This is a genomic window from Xanthomonas sp. NCPPB 3761 (assembly GCF_041475705.2).
Taxonomy (GTDB): Bacteria; Pseudomonadota; Gammaproteobacteria; order Xanthomonadales; family Xanthomonadaceae; genus Xanthomonas; species Xanthomonas phaseoli.
Window position 1 is genome coordinate 230,058 of the sequence record NZ_CM191262.1, and the last position, 14,978, is coordinate 245,035.

The following is a 14,978-nucleotide window of genomic DNA, read 5'->3' on the forward strand; positions in this document are numbered from 1 at the left end:
GCGATGAAGTAGATGCCCGCTTGGCGCGCAGTCGCCTCGTTCTTCGGAGTGCAATGCGGCGGTAGGCACATCGCATACCGCCGCTGTTCCGACTACAGAATGCGATCGTCCGCCGCGTGCGGACCGAGTGGCGCGGTGTCGTCCGTGGTGATGACCGGCCCGCGCAACGACTGCTGTGGCATGCCCTCGATCACCGGCTCGCCGCGTGCGGCGCGCAAGGCATTGGCGTAGCAATGCTGTGCCGACAGCAGGTCGCCGGAGGCGGCAAACCCGTGTCCGAGCTCTTCCCAGGCCTCACCGCCGGCGCCGGCTGCGATGGCGCGATGCAGGAATTCCTCGGCCTGCGACCACTGCTGTTGATGCCGCGCAAGCCGCGCCAGGGTCAGCAACAGACCTGGGCTGTCGGGATATTGGGTGAGCCAGCGTTGCGCGCTGGCGCGGCGCGAATCGTATTTTTCCAACGGCAGCACGCCGTACAGGCGCACCAGCGATTCGTCCCATTGCGCGTCCAGCGCCTGTTCCAGGCTGTGCACGGCGGCATCGTCCCAATGCAGCACGGCCGCGCGCTGCGCATAGGCGCCCACCACTGCGGGAATGGTGCGTAATGCCTTGGGCAATGTTTCCCAGCGCTCGGCCAGTGCATTGGCGTCGCTGGCCTGCAACAGGGTTTGCTCGGCCAGCGTCGCTTCCAGCGTGCTGTAGGCATCGGGCGCCAGGACCGCCTGCTGACGCAGGGCGCCGAGCTGGCCATAGGCTTCGTCGGCGCGGCCGATCTGCGCCAGGGCGTGGGTGCGCAACAGCAGGCCGCGCGCCGGCAACGGCTGCGCGTTGGCGCTATCCAGTGCGTTGATCGCATCCACCGGGCGCTGGCGCGCCAGGTGCCGCTCGCCCTGCAACAGCGCATATCCTGTCGGGTCGCGCTCGGCCAGTTGCTTTGCAAGTGCGGTGGCCGCCGCCTCGTCGCCGCGCGCATCGGCCACGCGCACCGCGCTGGCCAGGGCAATGCCGCTCACCTCGTCGTCTTCGCTGGCACTGACCAGCAGCCGCTCGGCGCGCTGCCACTGGCCATGATCGGCAGCGCGCAGACCTTCGATCAAACGCGCACGGCCCTTGTTGCGGCGGTACTTGCCCCACACGCGGAAGGGCAGGCTGATCAACGTCCATAGCAGCCACAGCACCAGCAATGCGATCAGCAGGATCAGCAGCGCCTGCGGCATGGCGGCGTGATAGTCGTTACCGCCCACGCTGACAACGACATTGCCCAGGTCGTAGCTGTTCTGGTGCGACAGCCACTGTGCGCCGAGCACGCCCAGCGCCACGGCAACCAGCAGGATCAAGACGGTACGCAACACTTTCATTGGGTGGATCTCCCTTCACGCATGGCCTGCAGTTGCAGCAGGGTGGTGCCCAGCTCCGGCAGGCGCGGACGCAGTGGCGCTTGTTGCAGGCTGCGCAAGCGTGCACGCAGCTGACGACGTTGCGGCGAATCCGGCCAGAGCCGGGTGGCCCAGGTGTCCACGCGGCGCAGCGATTGCGCAAAACCGGCAGCATCGCCACGTTCGGCGGCCGCGCGGGCCAGGCTGATTTCGATCTGCACGGCATCGCGCGCAGCACGCCGGTCGGCGCCGGTCAGCAAGGCGTCGCCGCGGCTGGGACGGATGTCCACCAGCGGCGCCAGCGCCTTTTGCCACCACGGTTGCGCCGCGTCGCTGGCCTGTACGGTCTGTTCCGGCAGGCGCTGCAACTCGGCGGCCAAGGTGTCCAGATTCTTGCCGGCCTCCGCCTGCGGGCCGGCCCCGAGACGCTCCAGCGCATCGCGTTCCTGCACCAATGCCTGACGCAGATTGAGGTAACCGGGGTCGTCGATGCCGTTGAGTGCGCTGTTGGCCAGCGCATAGGCGCGCCGCGCGCCATCGGCATCGCCGGCGATACTCAGGCGCTGCTGGCCAAGCCGCAGCAGCAGCTCCACTTCATCCAGGCGCAGCGCCTGTGCGCCATGACGGTTGGGGTCGGCCAGCTTTTGCACGGTGTCTTCGAGCAAGGCGCTGCGCTGACTCAGGCCCAGCATCTCGTCGCGCAGTACGCGGTTGGTGGCCGACGCATCCTGCAGGCGCTCATTGGCCAGGCGCTGATCGCGGCGCAGCGTCTCCAGCAGTTGCTGGGTAGCGTCCCAGCGTTGCTGCTGCGCCTGCGCGGCCTGCAGTTGCGTTGCCTGATAGTTCTGCCACGCCCGCCAGCCCAGCAACAGCGCCACGCCGACGGCCGCCACGGCCACGACAAGCAGCAGCCATGCCAAGGGAAAGCGTCGCGCAGGAGCGGGCATTTCGGTCATTCGGACATCCTCGGGCAGTCACGACCGGCGCAGGCGCCGCAGTCATCGCACACAGCATGGCGTGCAGCGCCGGATGGCGGCAAGCTGTGCTTGAGTTCGCAGTTCAGCAAGGTCGCGGTGGTGTCATGATCGCCGCTTCGGCAGCAGCTGCAAGCTGCAACGGCAGCGGGCCTTGTGCGCGCATGCCATGCACGAAGCCAGCGGCGTGTGCGGCTTCGAGCATGCGATCGCTGGATGCCACCACAGGGCGCTGTTGCCACGCAGCGACCAGTTCGGCAGGCAGCTGCTGCAGAACCAGTGCCAGCGCTTCGGCGCTACTGAGCGCCAGCACGCTGCGCGCCAGCGCAAGCGACAATGCCTGGATGGCCGAGGCGCGCAAGCGCAGCGGGATGCGTTGATAGACATCGGCACGCACGATGCGCGCACCGCGCTGCTGCAGCGTTGGCGCCAGCATGCCGCGTCCGCCGGGGGCGGTGATCAGCCCGACGGCCTGTAGCGGCGCCTGCAGCAAGGGCAGCGCAAGCAGGCCTTCGCTGTCCATGCGCGCCGGCCGCACCACGCTGTCGATGCCGCAGGCGTGCAGTGCGCGCGCAGTGCCTTCGCCCACGCTGACCCAGTGCGCCTGCGCCGGGCGCTGCAGCGGCGCCAGACGATGCGCGGCCTGCACCGCTGCCGGGCTGGTGAAGATCGCAATCGGCGCTGCCAGCGCCTGCCGCAGCGCGTCCCGCGCCTGTGCGGTGTCGTTGGTCTGCAAGCGCCACGGCGACAGCGCAAGTACCCGTCCGCCATGCCGCGCAACTGCCCGCCGTAGCGGCGCATGTTCACCGCTGGGGCGTAGCGAGATCAGGGTCCAGGCAGCATCGGGATGGGCAAGGCCGGTCATGAGGTGATTATGCGAGAGCGCCGGTCACCAGCGGCGCACTGTCGCCGCATCCAGGGGCGCCAGTGCGAATCGTCGGCGAGTGCCGGCAACCGGAGCGATGGTGTTGGCATCCTGACCGGCGCCCTTCGACTCATTCCAGAACCTCTTGCAAGCGCTGGGAATCCGGTCACGCTCCTGGCCGACAACCGTGCTGGAGCGGCGAAGTGATCAAGTCCTACCTCATCAATATGCAGCGCAGCGGCGACCGGTTGCAGGCCATGTCGGCGCGCTTGGATGCGCTGGGCCTGCCGTTCGAGCGCATTGCTGCCGTCGATGGCGCTACGCTGACGGACGAGCAGATTGCCGAGTTCGTACGCGAGCGCCCGCTGGAAGGGTCGGGCGATGCCTTCAGCACCGGCCCGCGCAAGTGGACAGCGTCCAACATCGGCTGTTTTCTCAGTCACCAGGCAGCGTGGCGCATTGCGGCCGATTCCGACGACGCCTACACGGCGATTTTCGAAGACGACATGCATCTGTCCGATGCACTGCCGGCGTTGCTGGGCAGCACCCACTGGCTGCCGGGCGGTCCCAGCATCGTGCGGCTGGAGCCGTCCTACAACCGCATCAAGCTCGATGCCAAGGTGGCGGATGTCGCCGGGCGCCAACTGCGCCTGGTGCGGCCATCGACGTATCAGCATTGCTGGCCGGTGTGTGCCGGCGCGCTGATCATCAGCAGGGATGCGGCGCGATTGCTGCTGGCCGCACAGGCGCGCTGGCACACCATGGCCGATATTTTTTTGTTCGGCTGGAACGAGTCGCCAGTGGCGCATCAGTTGTCCACCTATCAACTCTCGCCGGCTGCGTGTATCCAGGACAAATTCTTCCACGCAGCTGCGGAAAACATCGTGTTTACCAGCACGATCGATGCGCCGCTGACGCACGCACAGAAGCGGCGCAGTACGCATTGGAAAGCCAAGGCCATCGCGCTGTTGCGCGTGGCGCAGGGCTATCGCAAGGTGGTCTTTGCGCCGTAGCGCGGTAAACAAATCGTCGCGCGCAGGCGTCGGCTATGCCTGGCGATTGCACGGTCGTTGGCGGGCGGTTTCAGGCATGGTGCGCTATCTGCAACGCCACCGGCAGGCACCGTGGCGGACACCGCTCGCTGACCGAGCGCGTGATCCGGGCTGGCCAAGATGTCGAGAGGTTTGTTGCACGCCACCAGGGCGATGCTGGCCCGCACATCGCAGGTGGCGATGACTGCATTCACCATGCGGTACCGCATGTCATGCAGGTGCACAAGAAGCTTGCAGCACATTGCGGCATGATGCCGCCCTTCGCCGTCTTTAGTCTTTGCCGATGACTCCTTCGTGCACGCTCGCATCCGCCCTGCAGTCGCTGCAGCAGCAGTTCATCGCCATGCCGCCGGTGCTGTCGATGGGCATCGCCGTTGACGGGTTGCACGATGGTGCGTTGCGCCTGCGGGCGCCGCTGCAGGCCAACGTCAACGACAAGGCCAATGCCTTCGGCGGCAGCCTGGCCTCGCTGATGACGCTGGCCAGCTGGGGCTGGCTGACACTGCAGCTGCAACTGGCCGGGCATCACGCCGATGTCTATGTCGCCGACAGCCAGCTGCGCTATGTCGCGCCGGTGTACGAAGACCTGGTCGCCAATGCCGAGCCGTCCGAGTTGGGAAGCTGGGAGGCCTTTCTGGCGACGTTCCGGCAGCGCGGCAAGGCGCGCATCGGCATGCGCGCGCAGATCGCGCTGGGCTCCGGCGCTGCTGCGGCCACCTTGAGCGGGCGCTTCGTGGCGTTTCCAAAACGGTAGGATGCCGGCTGGATCCGGGGGAATACGCATGCGTGCAGTCATTACAACGATCGTGCTGCTTGGGCTGGCACTGCTGAGCGGGGTGGCCGATGCCGGCAGCCGTGCCCAGGCGCGTGCGCTGGAAACCACCCAGGCCGCCTACACGGCCGCCGTGCGCTGGAACGATTTCGATGCCGCGCAGGGCTTCGTCGAGCCGGCCTATGCCCAGGCGCACCCGCTCAGCGACCTGGAACGCTCGCGCTACGAGCAGGTGCAGATTTCCGGCTATCGCGAAGTGCGCGTGGGTCAAGACCCCAATGGCGACCTGCGGCGCGAGGTCGAGTTGCGGGTGATCAACCGCAATACCCAGGCCGAACGGCTGGTGCGCAGCACCGAGCTCTGGCGCTGGAATCCCGAGCAGAAGCGCTGGTGGCTGGCCAGCGGCCTGCCCGATCTGTGGAAGGGCCAGTAGCCTGGCCCCTGCGCGCCGGGCGTCGCGTGCGCCAGCTGTGCGACAATTCCCGCCCGCTCGACTGACCCTGACCCCGTGAATTTCGAAGAGCTGCAGGCCTTTGTCGGCCGCAACCCCATGTTGTCGCTGGCCCTGGTGGGCCTGACCATCGCCCTGATCGTCACCGAGGTCGCGCGCCTGTTCCGCGGCTATCGCGCGCTCAAGCCGGCCGAGCTGACCCGTCTGATCAACAGCGAAAACGCGCTGGTGATCGACCTGTCGCCCACCGCCGATTTCGAGAAGGGCCATATCGCCGGCAGCCGCAACGTGGCGCTGGCCAAGTTCGATCCGGCCGGCAAGCTGCTGGCCAACGCCAAGGCATCGCCCGTGGTGGTGGTCTGCCGTAGCGGCAACACCTCCGCGGGCGCGGCCAAGACGCTCAAGAAGGCCGGCTTCGAGAAGGTGTACTGGCTCGAAGGCGGCGTGGCTGCCTGGCAGATGGCCGAGCTGCCACTGATCAAGGGCCGCTGATCCGCCTTGTGCGGCAACCGGCACGCCCCCATTGCTGGCGTGAGAGACTTGCGCTTTCACGTCCGCATCACTCAACGCTGCATCCACCGAACCGTTTCTGGAGTTAGGAATGTCCGACGAAATCCTCAACGGCGCCGCTGCGCCGGCCGACGCCGCTGCTGGTCCCGCCTTCACCATCGAAAAGATTTACGTCAAGGACGTGTCCTTCGAATCTCCGAACGCACCGGCCGTCTTCAATGACGCCAACCAGCCCGAGCTGCAGTTGAACCTCAACCAGAAGGTGCAGCGCCTCAACGACAACGCGTTCGAAGTGGTGTTGGCCGTGACCCTGACCTGCACCGCCGGTGGCAAGACGGCCTATGTGGCCGAAGTGCAGCAGGCCGGCGTGTTCGGCCTGGTCGGCCTGGACCCGCAGGCGATCGACGTGCTGCTCGGCACCCAGTGCCCGAACATCCTGTTCCCGTACGTGCGCACCCTGGTCAGCGACCTGATCCAGGCCGGTGGCTTCCCGCCGTTCTATTTGCAGCCGATCAATTTCGAAGCCCTGTACGCAGAAACCCTGCGTCAGCGTCAGAACGAAGGCACCTCGCTGGCCGATTCCGAGCCGGCCGGCAACGCCTAAGCGTTGATTGCGCCGATGAGCGATTGGACCCACAAGATCGCCGTTCTCGGCGCCGGTTCCTGGGGCACGGCCCTGGCCGCGCTGCTCGCCAGACACGGTCATCCCACCGTGCTCTGGGGGCGCGATGCGGCGATGGTGGACACCATCGACCGCACCCATGAGAACGCGCGCTATCTGCCGGGCATTGCATTGCCCGAGAGCCTGCGTGCCACCACCGACCTGCAGGCGGCGGTCGCCGACGCCACCTGGATCCTGGTGGTGGTGCCCTCGCATGCCTTCACCGAGACCATCCGGCTGATCGCACCGCTGCGCCCGGTCGGTGCCGGCGTGGCCTGGGCGACCAAAGGTTTTGAGCCCGGTTCCGGGCGGTTCCTGCATGAGGTTGCGCGCGACATCCTCGGCCCCAGCGTTCCGCTGGCCGTGGTGACCGGGCCCTCCTTCGCCAAGGAAGTCACGCTTGGCCTGCCGACCGCCATCACCGTGCACGGCGACGATGCGGCGTTTGCGCAAGTGGTGGCCGACGCGATGCATGGCCCCACCTTCCGCGCCTACACCGGCGACGACATGGTGGGTGCCGAGCTCGGCGGGGCGATGAAGAACGTGCTGGCGGTGGCCACCGGCGTGGCCGATGGCATGCAGCTTGGTCTCAATGCACGGGCCGGGCTGATCACGCGGGGCTTGAACGAGATGTTACGTCTGGCCGCGGTCATCGGTGCGCGCCCGGAAACCCTGATGGGCCTGGCCGGATTGGGCGATCTGGTGCTGACCTGCACCGGCGATCTGTCGCGCAACCGGCGCCTGGGTCTGGCCCTGGGGCGCGGGCAGAGCTTGGACGATGCGATCCGCGAGATCGGCCAGGTGGTCGAATCGGTGCAGACGGCCGATGAGGTCATGCGCCAGGCCGAACACCACGGCATCGAATTGCCGATCTCCAATGCCGTGCGCGCGGTATTGCACGGTGAAATCACCCCGGAAGCAGGCTTGAAGGAGCTGCTGGCACGCGAGCGCAAGCCAGAGTATCCGCAGACCTTGTTTACCTGAGAACGTCGACAAAACGTCCGCGCCTACTGCCAGGCCGTGCGTGGCCAGTGCGCGGAATCTTCGCGCACCAAGCTTTCAGTCTGGTTCCGCGCCCCCGCCACGCCCCCGGACGATTGCCCGCTCGGTTTTGTTCGCCGCGCCAGGTCCGGTAGTACCTCGGCATCCGTCGCGAAGATGCACAACACAACGCCCGGCAGTACCGGGCGTTTTTGTTTGGCTGCGTGGCACGTGGCGCAAGCACGGCCTTGGCGGATCAGGCGCCAGGTAGTTGGGGGCCCGACGCGAGCGCGGCCAACCCTGGTGGCGCAGGTACATCGGTGGCGAGCTTCCCTGTGCAAAGCGACGCGTGTCGTGACCTGCGTGCCCACACCGCCAACCGGTCGCCCAAAAGAAAGAAGCCCGGTCGGGGGACCGGGCTTCCAGTGCAACGCGGGAGAGAGATCGCGTTGCAGTCAAACGTGCGGCTTACCAGCTGAAGCGCGGGCCGACCGACCATTCCTTGTTGCCGTCGCCATCCATACGGATGTCGCCGTTGATGCCCCAGTTCTGGTTCAACTTCACCTGGGCGCCAAGGCGGCCGTAGAAGTTGTCGCCGATGTCGATGCCACGCTTCTTGGAGAAATCTTCGTAGCCAGCCAGGGCATAGACTTCGAAGTGCTCGCCGAAGGCGTTACGCAGACCGGCTTCAACGCTGTAGCCGTCGAAGTTGATGTTCGGGGTGTCCAGGTCCAGCTTGCGGTAGGCAACGCGCGCAACGAAGTCGGTGCTCGTGGCGATTTCGTGGTTGAAGCCCACGCCAACGCCCCACTGCTGGAAGTCCGAGTCGGTGTTCTCGAACACGTTGTTGTTGTCGTCAGCGTTCTGCTTGCTGTAATCGCCGAACACGTGGAAGTTCGGAGCGATGGCGTACGAGGCCTTCACGCCCCAACCGTCCGCATCGCGACCTTCGGTCGGAGTGCGCACATAGTCGCCTTCGACGAAGTTGTAGGAGAGGTTTTCAGCAGCGGAGGCCGCAAACGGCAGGGCTGCGAGAAGGCCGAGGGCCAGCAAAGAAGTCTTCATGATCGGGATACCTGTACTTATTTGATTGGACCGGCGCTGAGGCGGATGCCGTTCGCTGCCGAGATGTAAATTCTCCGTTATTCGATGGAACGCGACATGAATTTTGGACTGACCAGTTGATGAATCATCGCGCCAGATTCAGCTGCGCTTTCTGTGTCGCATGCGAATGCGCGTGCAGCACGCGCAAAACGTGATGCTCTAGCGCTTACATGGCACCGATGTAAGGCGTATGTGCCCAAACGCGATAGATCGCCTGGTTTCCAGCGTTTTGCGCGCCTCGCTACACGAGCACATTGCACTGACGCCCCCGCTGGGAGCATTGCACGCCTGTTGAACACACTTGCGGAGCTGCATCGTGGCGAAGAAAAAGACGTTGGCGCGCTTTCTGGCCGAGACGCTGCAGAGCGCCGGGGTCGAGCGGATCTGGGGCGTGACCGGCGACAGCCTCAATGGCTTGACCGATGCCTTGCGCGAGATGCAGACCATCGAGTGGATGCATGTGCGGCACGAAGAAGTGGCCGCGTTTGCGGCGGGTGCCGAGGCGGCGGTGACCGGCGAGCTGGCGGTGTGTGCCGGCAGTTGCGGGCCGGGCAATCTGCATCTGATCAACGGGCTGTTCGATTGCCATCGCAGCCGCCAGCCGGTGTTGGCGATTGCCGCGCATATCCCATCGTCCGAGATCGGGCTGAGCTATTTTCAGGAAACCCATCCGCAGGAGCTGTTTCGCGAGTGCAGTCACTTCGTGGAGTTGGTGACCAACCCGGCGCAATTGCCGGAAGTGCTGCATCGGGCGATGCGCTCGGCCATCCTGCAGCAAGGTGTGGCGGTGGTGGTGATTCCCGGCGATATCGCGTTGTTGGAGGTCGACAAGCATGTCTCCAGTGCGTGGCCGGCGCTGCGTCAGCCACGGGTGCTGCCTGCCGCCGAGGATGTGCAGCAATTGGCCGAGCTCCTGCAGCAGAGCAAGGCGGTGACGGTGTTGTGCGGCAGTGGCTGCGCCGGGGCGCATGACGCAGTGGTGGCATTGGCCGACACTTTGGGTGCACCGGTGGTGCATGCGTTGCGCGGCAAGGAATACGTGGAATGGGACAACCCCTTCGATGTCGGCATGACCGGCCTGATCGGCTTCAGTTCCGGTTATCACGCGATGCTCAATTGCGACACCTTGCTCATGCTTGGCACGGATTTTCCGTACCGGCAGTTCTACCCGAAGGACGCGACCATCGTGCAGGTGGATCGCGACCCGAGCGCGCTTGGTCGGCGCACGCCGTTGCAGCTGGGCATTGCCGCCGATGTGGGCGAAACCATCGCAGCGTTGCTGCCGCAGCTACAGCGCCGCGAAGAGCGTGGCTTCCTGGAAAAATCGCTTGCGCACTACCGCAAGGCGCGCGAAGGGCTGGACGATCTGGCGGTGCCGGGGTAATCCCCCCACTTTTAGCGGTCGCCAGAAGTGGAGCTAAGCGGCCATCGCCAACTTCATGGCAGGCGTGATGCCGCCGAGCGCCATATTCGGACGCTCGTGGTTGTACGTCCATAGCCAGCGGGTGGCTTTGTCCTGCACCTGGTCGATGGTGTCGAACAGGGTTTGGGCGAGCCAGGCGTAGCGGATGGTGCGGTTGTAGCGTTCAACGTAGGCGTTCTGCTGTGGCTTGCCCGGCTGGATGTGCTCGACCCGGATACCATGCCGCTGCGCCCAGGACAGCAACGCGCCACTGATGTATTCAGGGCCGTTGTCGCAGCGGATCACGGCGGGCTTGCCGCGCCACTCGATGATCTGCTCCAGCGATCGGATCACACGGGCTGACGGCAGCGACAGATCCACCTCGATCCCCAGCCCCTCGCGATTGAAGTCGTCGAGCACATTGAACAGCCGGAAGCTGCGGCCGTCGGCCAACTGGTCGTGCATGAAGTCCATCGACCAGACCTGGTTGATAGCCTCCGGCACCGCCAGAGGCTCGGGCCGCTCACGCACCAGCCGCTTCCTCGGCTTGATCCGCAGGTTCAACTCCAGCTCGCGGTAGATCCGGTAGACCCGCTTGTGATTCCAGCCAAAGCCCTTCACGTTGCGCAGGTACAGGTAGCACAGGCCAAAGCCCCAGTCGCGATGGGCGGTCGTCAGGCGGACCAGCCAGTCGGCGATCCGGGCGTTCTGCTCGCTGGCCTTGGCCTGGTAGCGGAAGCAGGTCTGGCTCACCGCGAAGGCCTGGCAGGCGTGGCGGATGTTCGTACGCCCGCTCGTGACTGCCGATTGGGCCATCTCGCGTCGCTGAGATGGCCTCACCATTTTTTTGCGAGCGCTTCCTTCAGCAGGTCGGTACTGAGCTGCGCCTCGGCGTACATCTTCTTGAGCCGGCGGTTCTCCTCCTCCAGCTCCTTCATGCGCGCGACCATGGACACGTCCATGCCGCCGAACTTGCTGCGCCACTTGTAGAACGTGGCCGAGCTGATGCCGTGCTCGCGGCACAGCTCCGGCACGGGCGCACCGGCCTGGGCCTGCTTGAGCACGGCGATGATCTGGCTGTCGGTAAAGCGGGACTTCTTCATGGAACCTCCTCGAGAAAGGATACGAGAAAATTCCACTTCTGGCGTCTGCTAATGGGCGGGGGGATTACCCCGGCAGATCCCGGCGAACCGCTGCACCCGCAGTTCGTGACCCGGTTGATCAGTCAGATTGCCGATCAGGATGCGGTGTTTACCTGCGATGTCGGCACGCCCACGGTGTGGGCGGCGCGTTACCTGCGCATGAACGGCAAGCGCCGCTTGCTGGGGTCGTTCAATCACGGCTCGATGGCCAATGCGATGCCGCAGGCGCTTGGCGCGCAAGCAGCATTTCCTGGTCGGCAAGTCATTTCGCTATCGGGCGATGGCGGTTTTGCGATGCTGATGGGCGATTTCATTTCGCTGGCGCAATTGAATCTGCCGGTGAAGGTGGTGGTATTCAACAACGCCTCGCTGGGATTCGTGGCGATGGAGATGAAGGCGGCCGGTTATCTGGATACCGGTACCGAGCTGCGCAATCCGGATTTCGCGGCGATGAGCAACGCGATGGGTATCCTGGGCATTCGTGTCGATGAGTCGTCGCAACTGGAGCGTGCATTGCGCCAAGTCTTCGCGCATTCGGGTCCGGCGCTGGTGGATGTGCGGGTCGCCACGCAGGAGCTGGCGGTGCCGCCGGCGATCAAGCTCGAACAGGCCAAGGGCATGGGCCTGTACCTGCTCAAGGCAGTGATGAGCGGGCGTGGCGATGAGGTCATCGCGTTGGTGAAGACCAACCTGCGTTAATTCAGTCGCACTCACGCACACTGGCTGTCCTCTTCAGGCCGCTTCGTCCATGCCCCGTTCGCTGCTACGGCAACTGTTGCTGATCTGGATGGTGATCGTGGCCGCCTGTCTGGGCGTGGCCACGATGTTGTACGGCCTGTATCGGCAGACCGAGGGAGTGCGGCTGGAGGAGGCGCGCCAGCAACTGGGCGGGCAATGCGCGCGCATCGTGCAACGCTATGCCGGGGCAAGCGAGGCGGCGCGTCGCGGCGACGATGGCGTGGGCCTGGCAGCGGTGGTGGTGCAGCTGGTACTGGCCGATGCGCCAGGCGTCGAAGGTGGCGTCTGGGACTTGCACAAGGGCTTTGTTGCCTACGCGTACCCGACCTACGACGGCAGCGATCACAAGACCGATATTCCCGCCGCGGAGTGGGCCAACATCGTCAACACGGCGCAGCAGAGCGTGACGACAAAGCAAGCGGCGCAGTACCGTCGCGACGGTCGCCGCGAGGTACTGCTGATCAGCGCATGTCCGTTGGCATCCGGCAGCGCGGCATGGACGATGACGCGGGTGCCGGCCAGCAAGGCCGACGCATGGCGGCCCCTGGTCGTCGGCATGCTGCTGATCTTCGCGATGGTGGCGATATCGGCCATCGCGCTGGGCGTGCTGGTGCGGCGCTGGAGCCAGCGCCTGCAGCGCATCCAGCAGGCGCTGGCCGCCGACACCGAGACGCCGCACATTCCGCCGACCGGGACGCCGGAACTGGACCGCCTGGGCGCGGCGGTCAACGACTATGCGCAGCGCAACGCGCAGGCGCTGGCGCAGACGCGCCGGCTGGCCGACGAGCTGTCGCGGCACGAACGGCTTGCCGCACTCGGGCGTATGACGGCCACTGTGGCGCATGAAATCCGCAACCCGATCGCCACGATGCGGTTGGCGCTGGAAAACGAGATCGCGCGCGACGATGCGACGCCGGACGATGCTGCGCATGGCGAGTTGATGCTGGGGCAGATTCGTCGTCTGGATGGCGTGGTCGAGAGCCTGCTCGGCATGGTGCAGCCGATCCGTCTGCACCTGGAGACGGTGGTGGTGCAGGACTGGCTGGCGACGCTGCTGGAGCCCAGTCCGTTACCGCCCGGCACGCCGCCGCCCCGCGTCCTGCTGCCGGCGGCGCCGTTGCGCTGGACCCTGGATCCGCAGCAACTGGGGCGTGCAGTGCACAACCTGCTGCGCAATGCCGCGCAGCACGCCGATCCAGGCAGCGAGGTCACGCTGCAAGCGGAAGCCGTGGAGGGCATCTTGCAACTGCAGGTCTGCAACCGTGGCGCGCCGATCGCAGAACCGATCGCTGCGCACCTGTTCGAACCGTTCGTCAGTGGCCGCGCCGACGGCAATGGCCTGGGGCTGGCGCTGGTGCGCGAGATCGCGCGCGCGCATGGCGGACACGCGCGCTACGCACATGCCGACGGACTGACCCATTTCATTCTGGAGTTGCCATGGCGCGTATCCTGATCATCGACGACGATGCAGCGTTTCGCACCACCTTGCAGGCCACCTTGCGCTCGCTCGGGCATACGGCGGTCGCCGCCGAGAATGGGCCGGACGGGCTGGCCCGGTTGAGCGAAGGCGGCATCGACATGGCGTTTGTGGATTTCCGCATGCCGGGCATGGATGGCATCGCGGTGCTGCGTGCGCGCCTGGACGATGCGCAGGCGCGGCAGGTGCCGCTGGTGATGCTGACCGCCCATGTGTCCAGCGGCAACACGATCGAGGCGATGACGCTGGGCGCCTTCGATCATCTGGTCAAGCCGGTTGGTCGTGCCGACATCGTGGAGGTGGTGGAGCGCGCGCTGCTCGGTCGCGCCGATGCGCGGGCTGCAGCGACAGATGCGTTGTCTGCGCCGGCCGAGGACGACGATGCGCTGGTTGGCCACAGCCCGGCGATGCGCACCGTGCACAAGCGCATCGGCCTGGCGGCCGCTTCTGATCTGCCGGTGCTGATCACCGGGGAAACCGGCACCGGCAAGGAATTGGCGGCACGCGCGCTGCATCGCGCCAGCCCGCGCGCCAGTGCGCCATTCGTTGCAGTCAACTGCGCGGCCATTCCGCTGGAGTTGATGGAGAGCGAGCTGTTCGGCCATCGCAAGGGTGCGTTTTCCGGCGCCAGCAGCGACCGGCGCGGGCTGATTCGCGAAGCCGATGGCGGCACGTTGTTTCTGGACGAAATCGGCGACATGCCACTGCCGATGCAGGCCAAGCTGCTGCGTTTCCTGCAGGAAGGCGAGGTGACGCCATTGGGTGGCAGCGGCCCGCAGAAGGTGGATGTGCGGGTGCTGGCCGCCACCCATCGCGACCTGGCGGCCTGCGTGGCCGACGGGCGCTTTCGTAGCGATCTGCGTTACCGCCTCAATGTGGTGCCGATCGAACTGCCGCCATTGCGCGAGCGTGGCCAGGACATCCTGTTGCTGGCACAGCACTTCCTGAGCGCCAATGCAGCGCATGCGCAGAGCCTGTCGCCCGCCGCGCAGGAGCGCCTGCTCGCGCACCGCTGGCCTGGCAATGTGCGCGAGTTGCGCAACGTCATGCAGCGCAGCCAGGTGTTGGTGCGCGGCGCCAGCATCGATGCGGCGGATCTGGAGGAAGCGCTGGGCGAGGCCGGCGAAGCGCCGCCAAATGTTGCGTCGGCGTTGACCGGCACCCTGCCCGAAGCGGTAGCGCAGCTGGAAAAACAGATGATCCAGTCGGCGCTGGAACAGAGCCAGGGCAATCGGGCAGAGGCCGCGCGCCGGTTGGGGATCCACCGGCAATTGCTCTACCGCAAGCTGGAGGAATACGGCCTGTGACACTCGCGCAGGCGTCGACCGCAGACTGCGGGACAGCTGTCCCCAAACCGGACAGGGTGGATGAAATGCAGACGTCTTTCTCCGGCTGTCGACCAATTAAAATCATTTCAAAACAAGCACTTATAAATTGGCACGATTGTTGCTTTGTCTCTGGTACGCGGCCCTT

The 14,978-nt window shown here is 65.8% G+C and carries 15 protein-coding genes and 1 pseudogene; 10 read left to right on the forward strand and 6 right to left on the reverse strand.

The window, feature by feature from the left end; translation table 11 throughout:
* Positions 1-92: 92 nt before the first annotated feature.
* The 3 genes from ACCQ00_RS00975 to ACCQ00_RS00985 form a co-directional block, all read right to left on the reverse strand.
* Positions 93-1,358 (reverse strand): heme biosynthesis protein HemY, encoded by a 1,266-nt coding sequence (locus ACCQ00_RS00975; RefSeq protein ID WP_039571455.1) that lies wholly within the window; start codon positions 1,356-1,358, stop codon positions 93-95.
* On the reverse strand, positions 1,355-2,332 hold the full coding sequence (locus tag ACCQ00_RS00980; protein ID WP_039571458.1) for a uroporphyrinogen-III C-methyltransferase: 978 nt from the start codon (positions 2,330-2,332) through the stop codon (positions 1,355-1,357). Before ACCQ00_RS00980 ends, ACCQ00_RS00975 begins: the two co-directional genes overlap by 4 nt.
* Positions 2,333-2,435: 103 nt before the next feature.
* Positions 2,436-3,215: a uroporphyrinogen-III synthase gene (locus tag ACCQ00_RS00985; protein ID WP_039571461.1), complete on the reverse strand. Its 780-nt coding sequence runs from the start codon at positions 3,213-3,215 to the stop codon at positions 2,436-2,438.
* Positions 3,216-3,418: 203 nt separating this feature from the next.
* Between ACCQ00_RS00985 and ACCQ00_RS00990 the strand changes: the two genes are divergently transcribed.
* The 6 genes from ACCQ00_RS00990 (at position 3,419) to ACCQ00_RS01015 (ending at position 7,645) form a co-directional block, all read left to right on the forward strand.
* Positions 3,419-4,228, forward strand: coding sequence for a glycosyltransferase family 25 protein (locus ACCQ00_RS00990; protein WP_039571464.1), 810 nt, complete (start codon positions 3,419-3,421; stop codon positions 4,226-4,228).
* 322 nt (positions 4,229-4,550) lie between these two features.
* Complete coding sequence (locus ACCQ00_RS00995; protein ID WP_017156408.1) at positions 4,551-5,021, forward strand: YiiD C-terminal domain-containing protein; 471 nt, start codon at positions 4,551-4,553, stop codon at positions 5,019-5,021.
* 28 nt (positions 5,022-5,049) lie between these two features.
* Complete coding sequence (locus ACCQ00_RS01000) at positions 5,050-5,472, forward strand: hypothetical protein (protein ID WP_039571467.1); 423 nt, start codon at positions 5,050-5,052, stop codon at positions 5,470-5,472.
* A gap of 75 nt (positions 5,473-5,547) precedes the next feature.
* Positions 5,548-5,982, forward strand: a complete 435-nt coding sequence (locus ACCQ00_RS01005) for a rhodanese-like domain-containing protein (protein WP_017156410.1) — start codon at positions 5,548-5,550, stop codon at positions 5,980-5,982.
* A gap of 109 nt (positions 5,983-6,091) precedes the next feature.
* Positions 6,092-6,604 carry a protein-export chaperone SecB gene (gene secB / locus ACCQ00_RS01010; protein WP_003488515.1) on the forward strand — a complete coding sequence of 171 codons (513 nt, stop codon included), beginning with the start codon at positions 6,092-6,094 and terminating at the stop codon, positions 6,602-6,604.
* A 15-nt stretch (positions 6,605-6,619) separates the two neighbouring features.
* Positions 6,620-7,645 carry an NAD(P)H-dependent glycerol-3-phosphate dehydrogenase gene (locus tag ACCQ00_RS01015; RefSeq protein ID WP_039571472.1) on the forward strand — a complete coding sequence of 342 codons (1,026 nt, stop codon included), beginning with the start codon at positions 6,620-6,622 and terminating at the stop codon, positions 7,643-7,645.
* A gap of 465 nt (positions 7,646-8,110) precedes the next feature.
* On the opposite strand, the gene ACCQ00_RS01020 is transcribed toward ACCQ00_RS01015, so the two are convergent.
* Positions 8,111-8,707 (reverse strand): OmpO family porin, encoded by a 597-nt coding sequence (locus ACCQ00_RS01020; protein ID WP_003488520.1) that lies wholly within the window; start codon positions 8,705-8,707, stop codon positions 8,111-8,113.
* Between the two features lie 373 nt (positions 8,708-9,080).
* On the opposite strand from ACCQ00_RS01020, the pseudogene ACCQ00_RS01025 reads away from it, so the two are divergent.
* A pseudogene (locus ACCQ00_RS01025) lies at positions 9,081-10,124 on the forward strand (thiamine pyrophosphate-binding protein); the annotation flags it as partial.
* A gap of 39 nt (positions 10,125-10,163) precedes the next feature.
* On the opposite strand, the gene ACCQ00_RS01030 reads toward ACCQ00_RS01025, so the two are convergent.
* Both ACCQ00_RS01030 and ACCQ00_RS01035 read right to left on the reverse strand, forming a co-directional pair.
* On the reverse strand, positions 10,164-10,964 hold the full coding sequence (locus ACCQ00_RS01030) for an IS3 family transposase (protein ID WP_502269809.1): 801 nt from the start codon (positions 10,962-10,964) through the stop codon (positions 10,164-10,166).
* Positions 10,965-10,984: 20 nt separating this feature from the next.
* Positions 10,985-11,251 (reverse strand): transposase, encoded by a 267-nt coding sequence (locus tag ACCQ00_RS01035; protein WP_011051331.1) that lies wholly within the window; start codon positions 11,249-11,251, stop codon positions 10,985-10,987.
* A 51-nt stretch (positions 11,252-11,302) separates the two neighbouring features.
* Between ACCQ00_RS01035 and ACCQ00_RS01040 the strand changes: the two genes are divergently transcribed.
* Genes ACCQ00_RS01040 through ACCQ00_RS01050 form a run of 3 tightly spaced genes read left to right on the forward strand, consistent with a single transcriptional unit; the run spans position 11,303 to position 14,812 of the window.
* Positions 11,303-11,989 (forward strand): thiamine pyrophosphate-dependent enzyme, encoded by a 687-nt coding sequence (locus tag ACCQ00_RS01040; RefSeq protein WP_502269739.1) that lies wholly within the window; start codon positions 11,303-11,305, stop codon positions 11,987-11,989.
* 49 nt (positions 11,990-12,038) lie between these two features.
* The gene (locus ACCQ00_RS01045; RefSeq protein WP_022557905.1) at positions 12,039-13,481 is read left to right on the forward strand and encodes a sensor histidine kinase; all 1,443 of its coding nucleotides are present in this window, start codon (positions 12,039-12,041) and stop codon (positions 13,479-13,481) included.
* Positions 13,466-14,812 (forward strand): sigma-54-dependent transcriptional regulator, encoded by a 1,347-nt coding sequence (locus ACCQ00_RS01050; RefSeq protein ID WP_022557906.1) that lies wholly within the window; start codon positions 13,466-13,468, stop codon positions 14,810-14,812. The genes ACCQ00_RS01045 and ACCQ00_RS01050 overlap by 16 nt, the downstream gene beginning before the upstream one ends.
* The last annotated feature ends 166 nt before the right edge of the window (positions 14,813-14,978 follow it).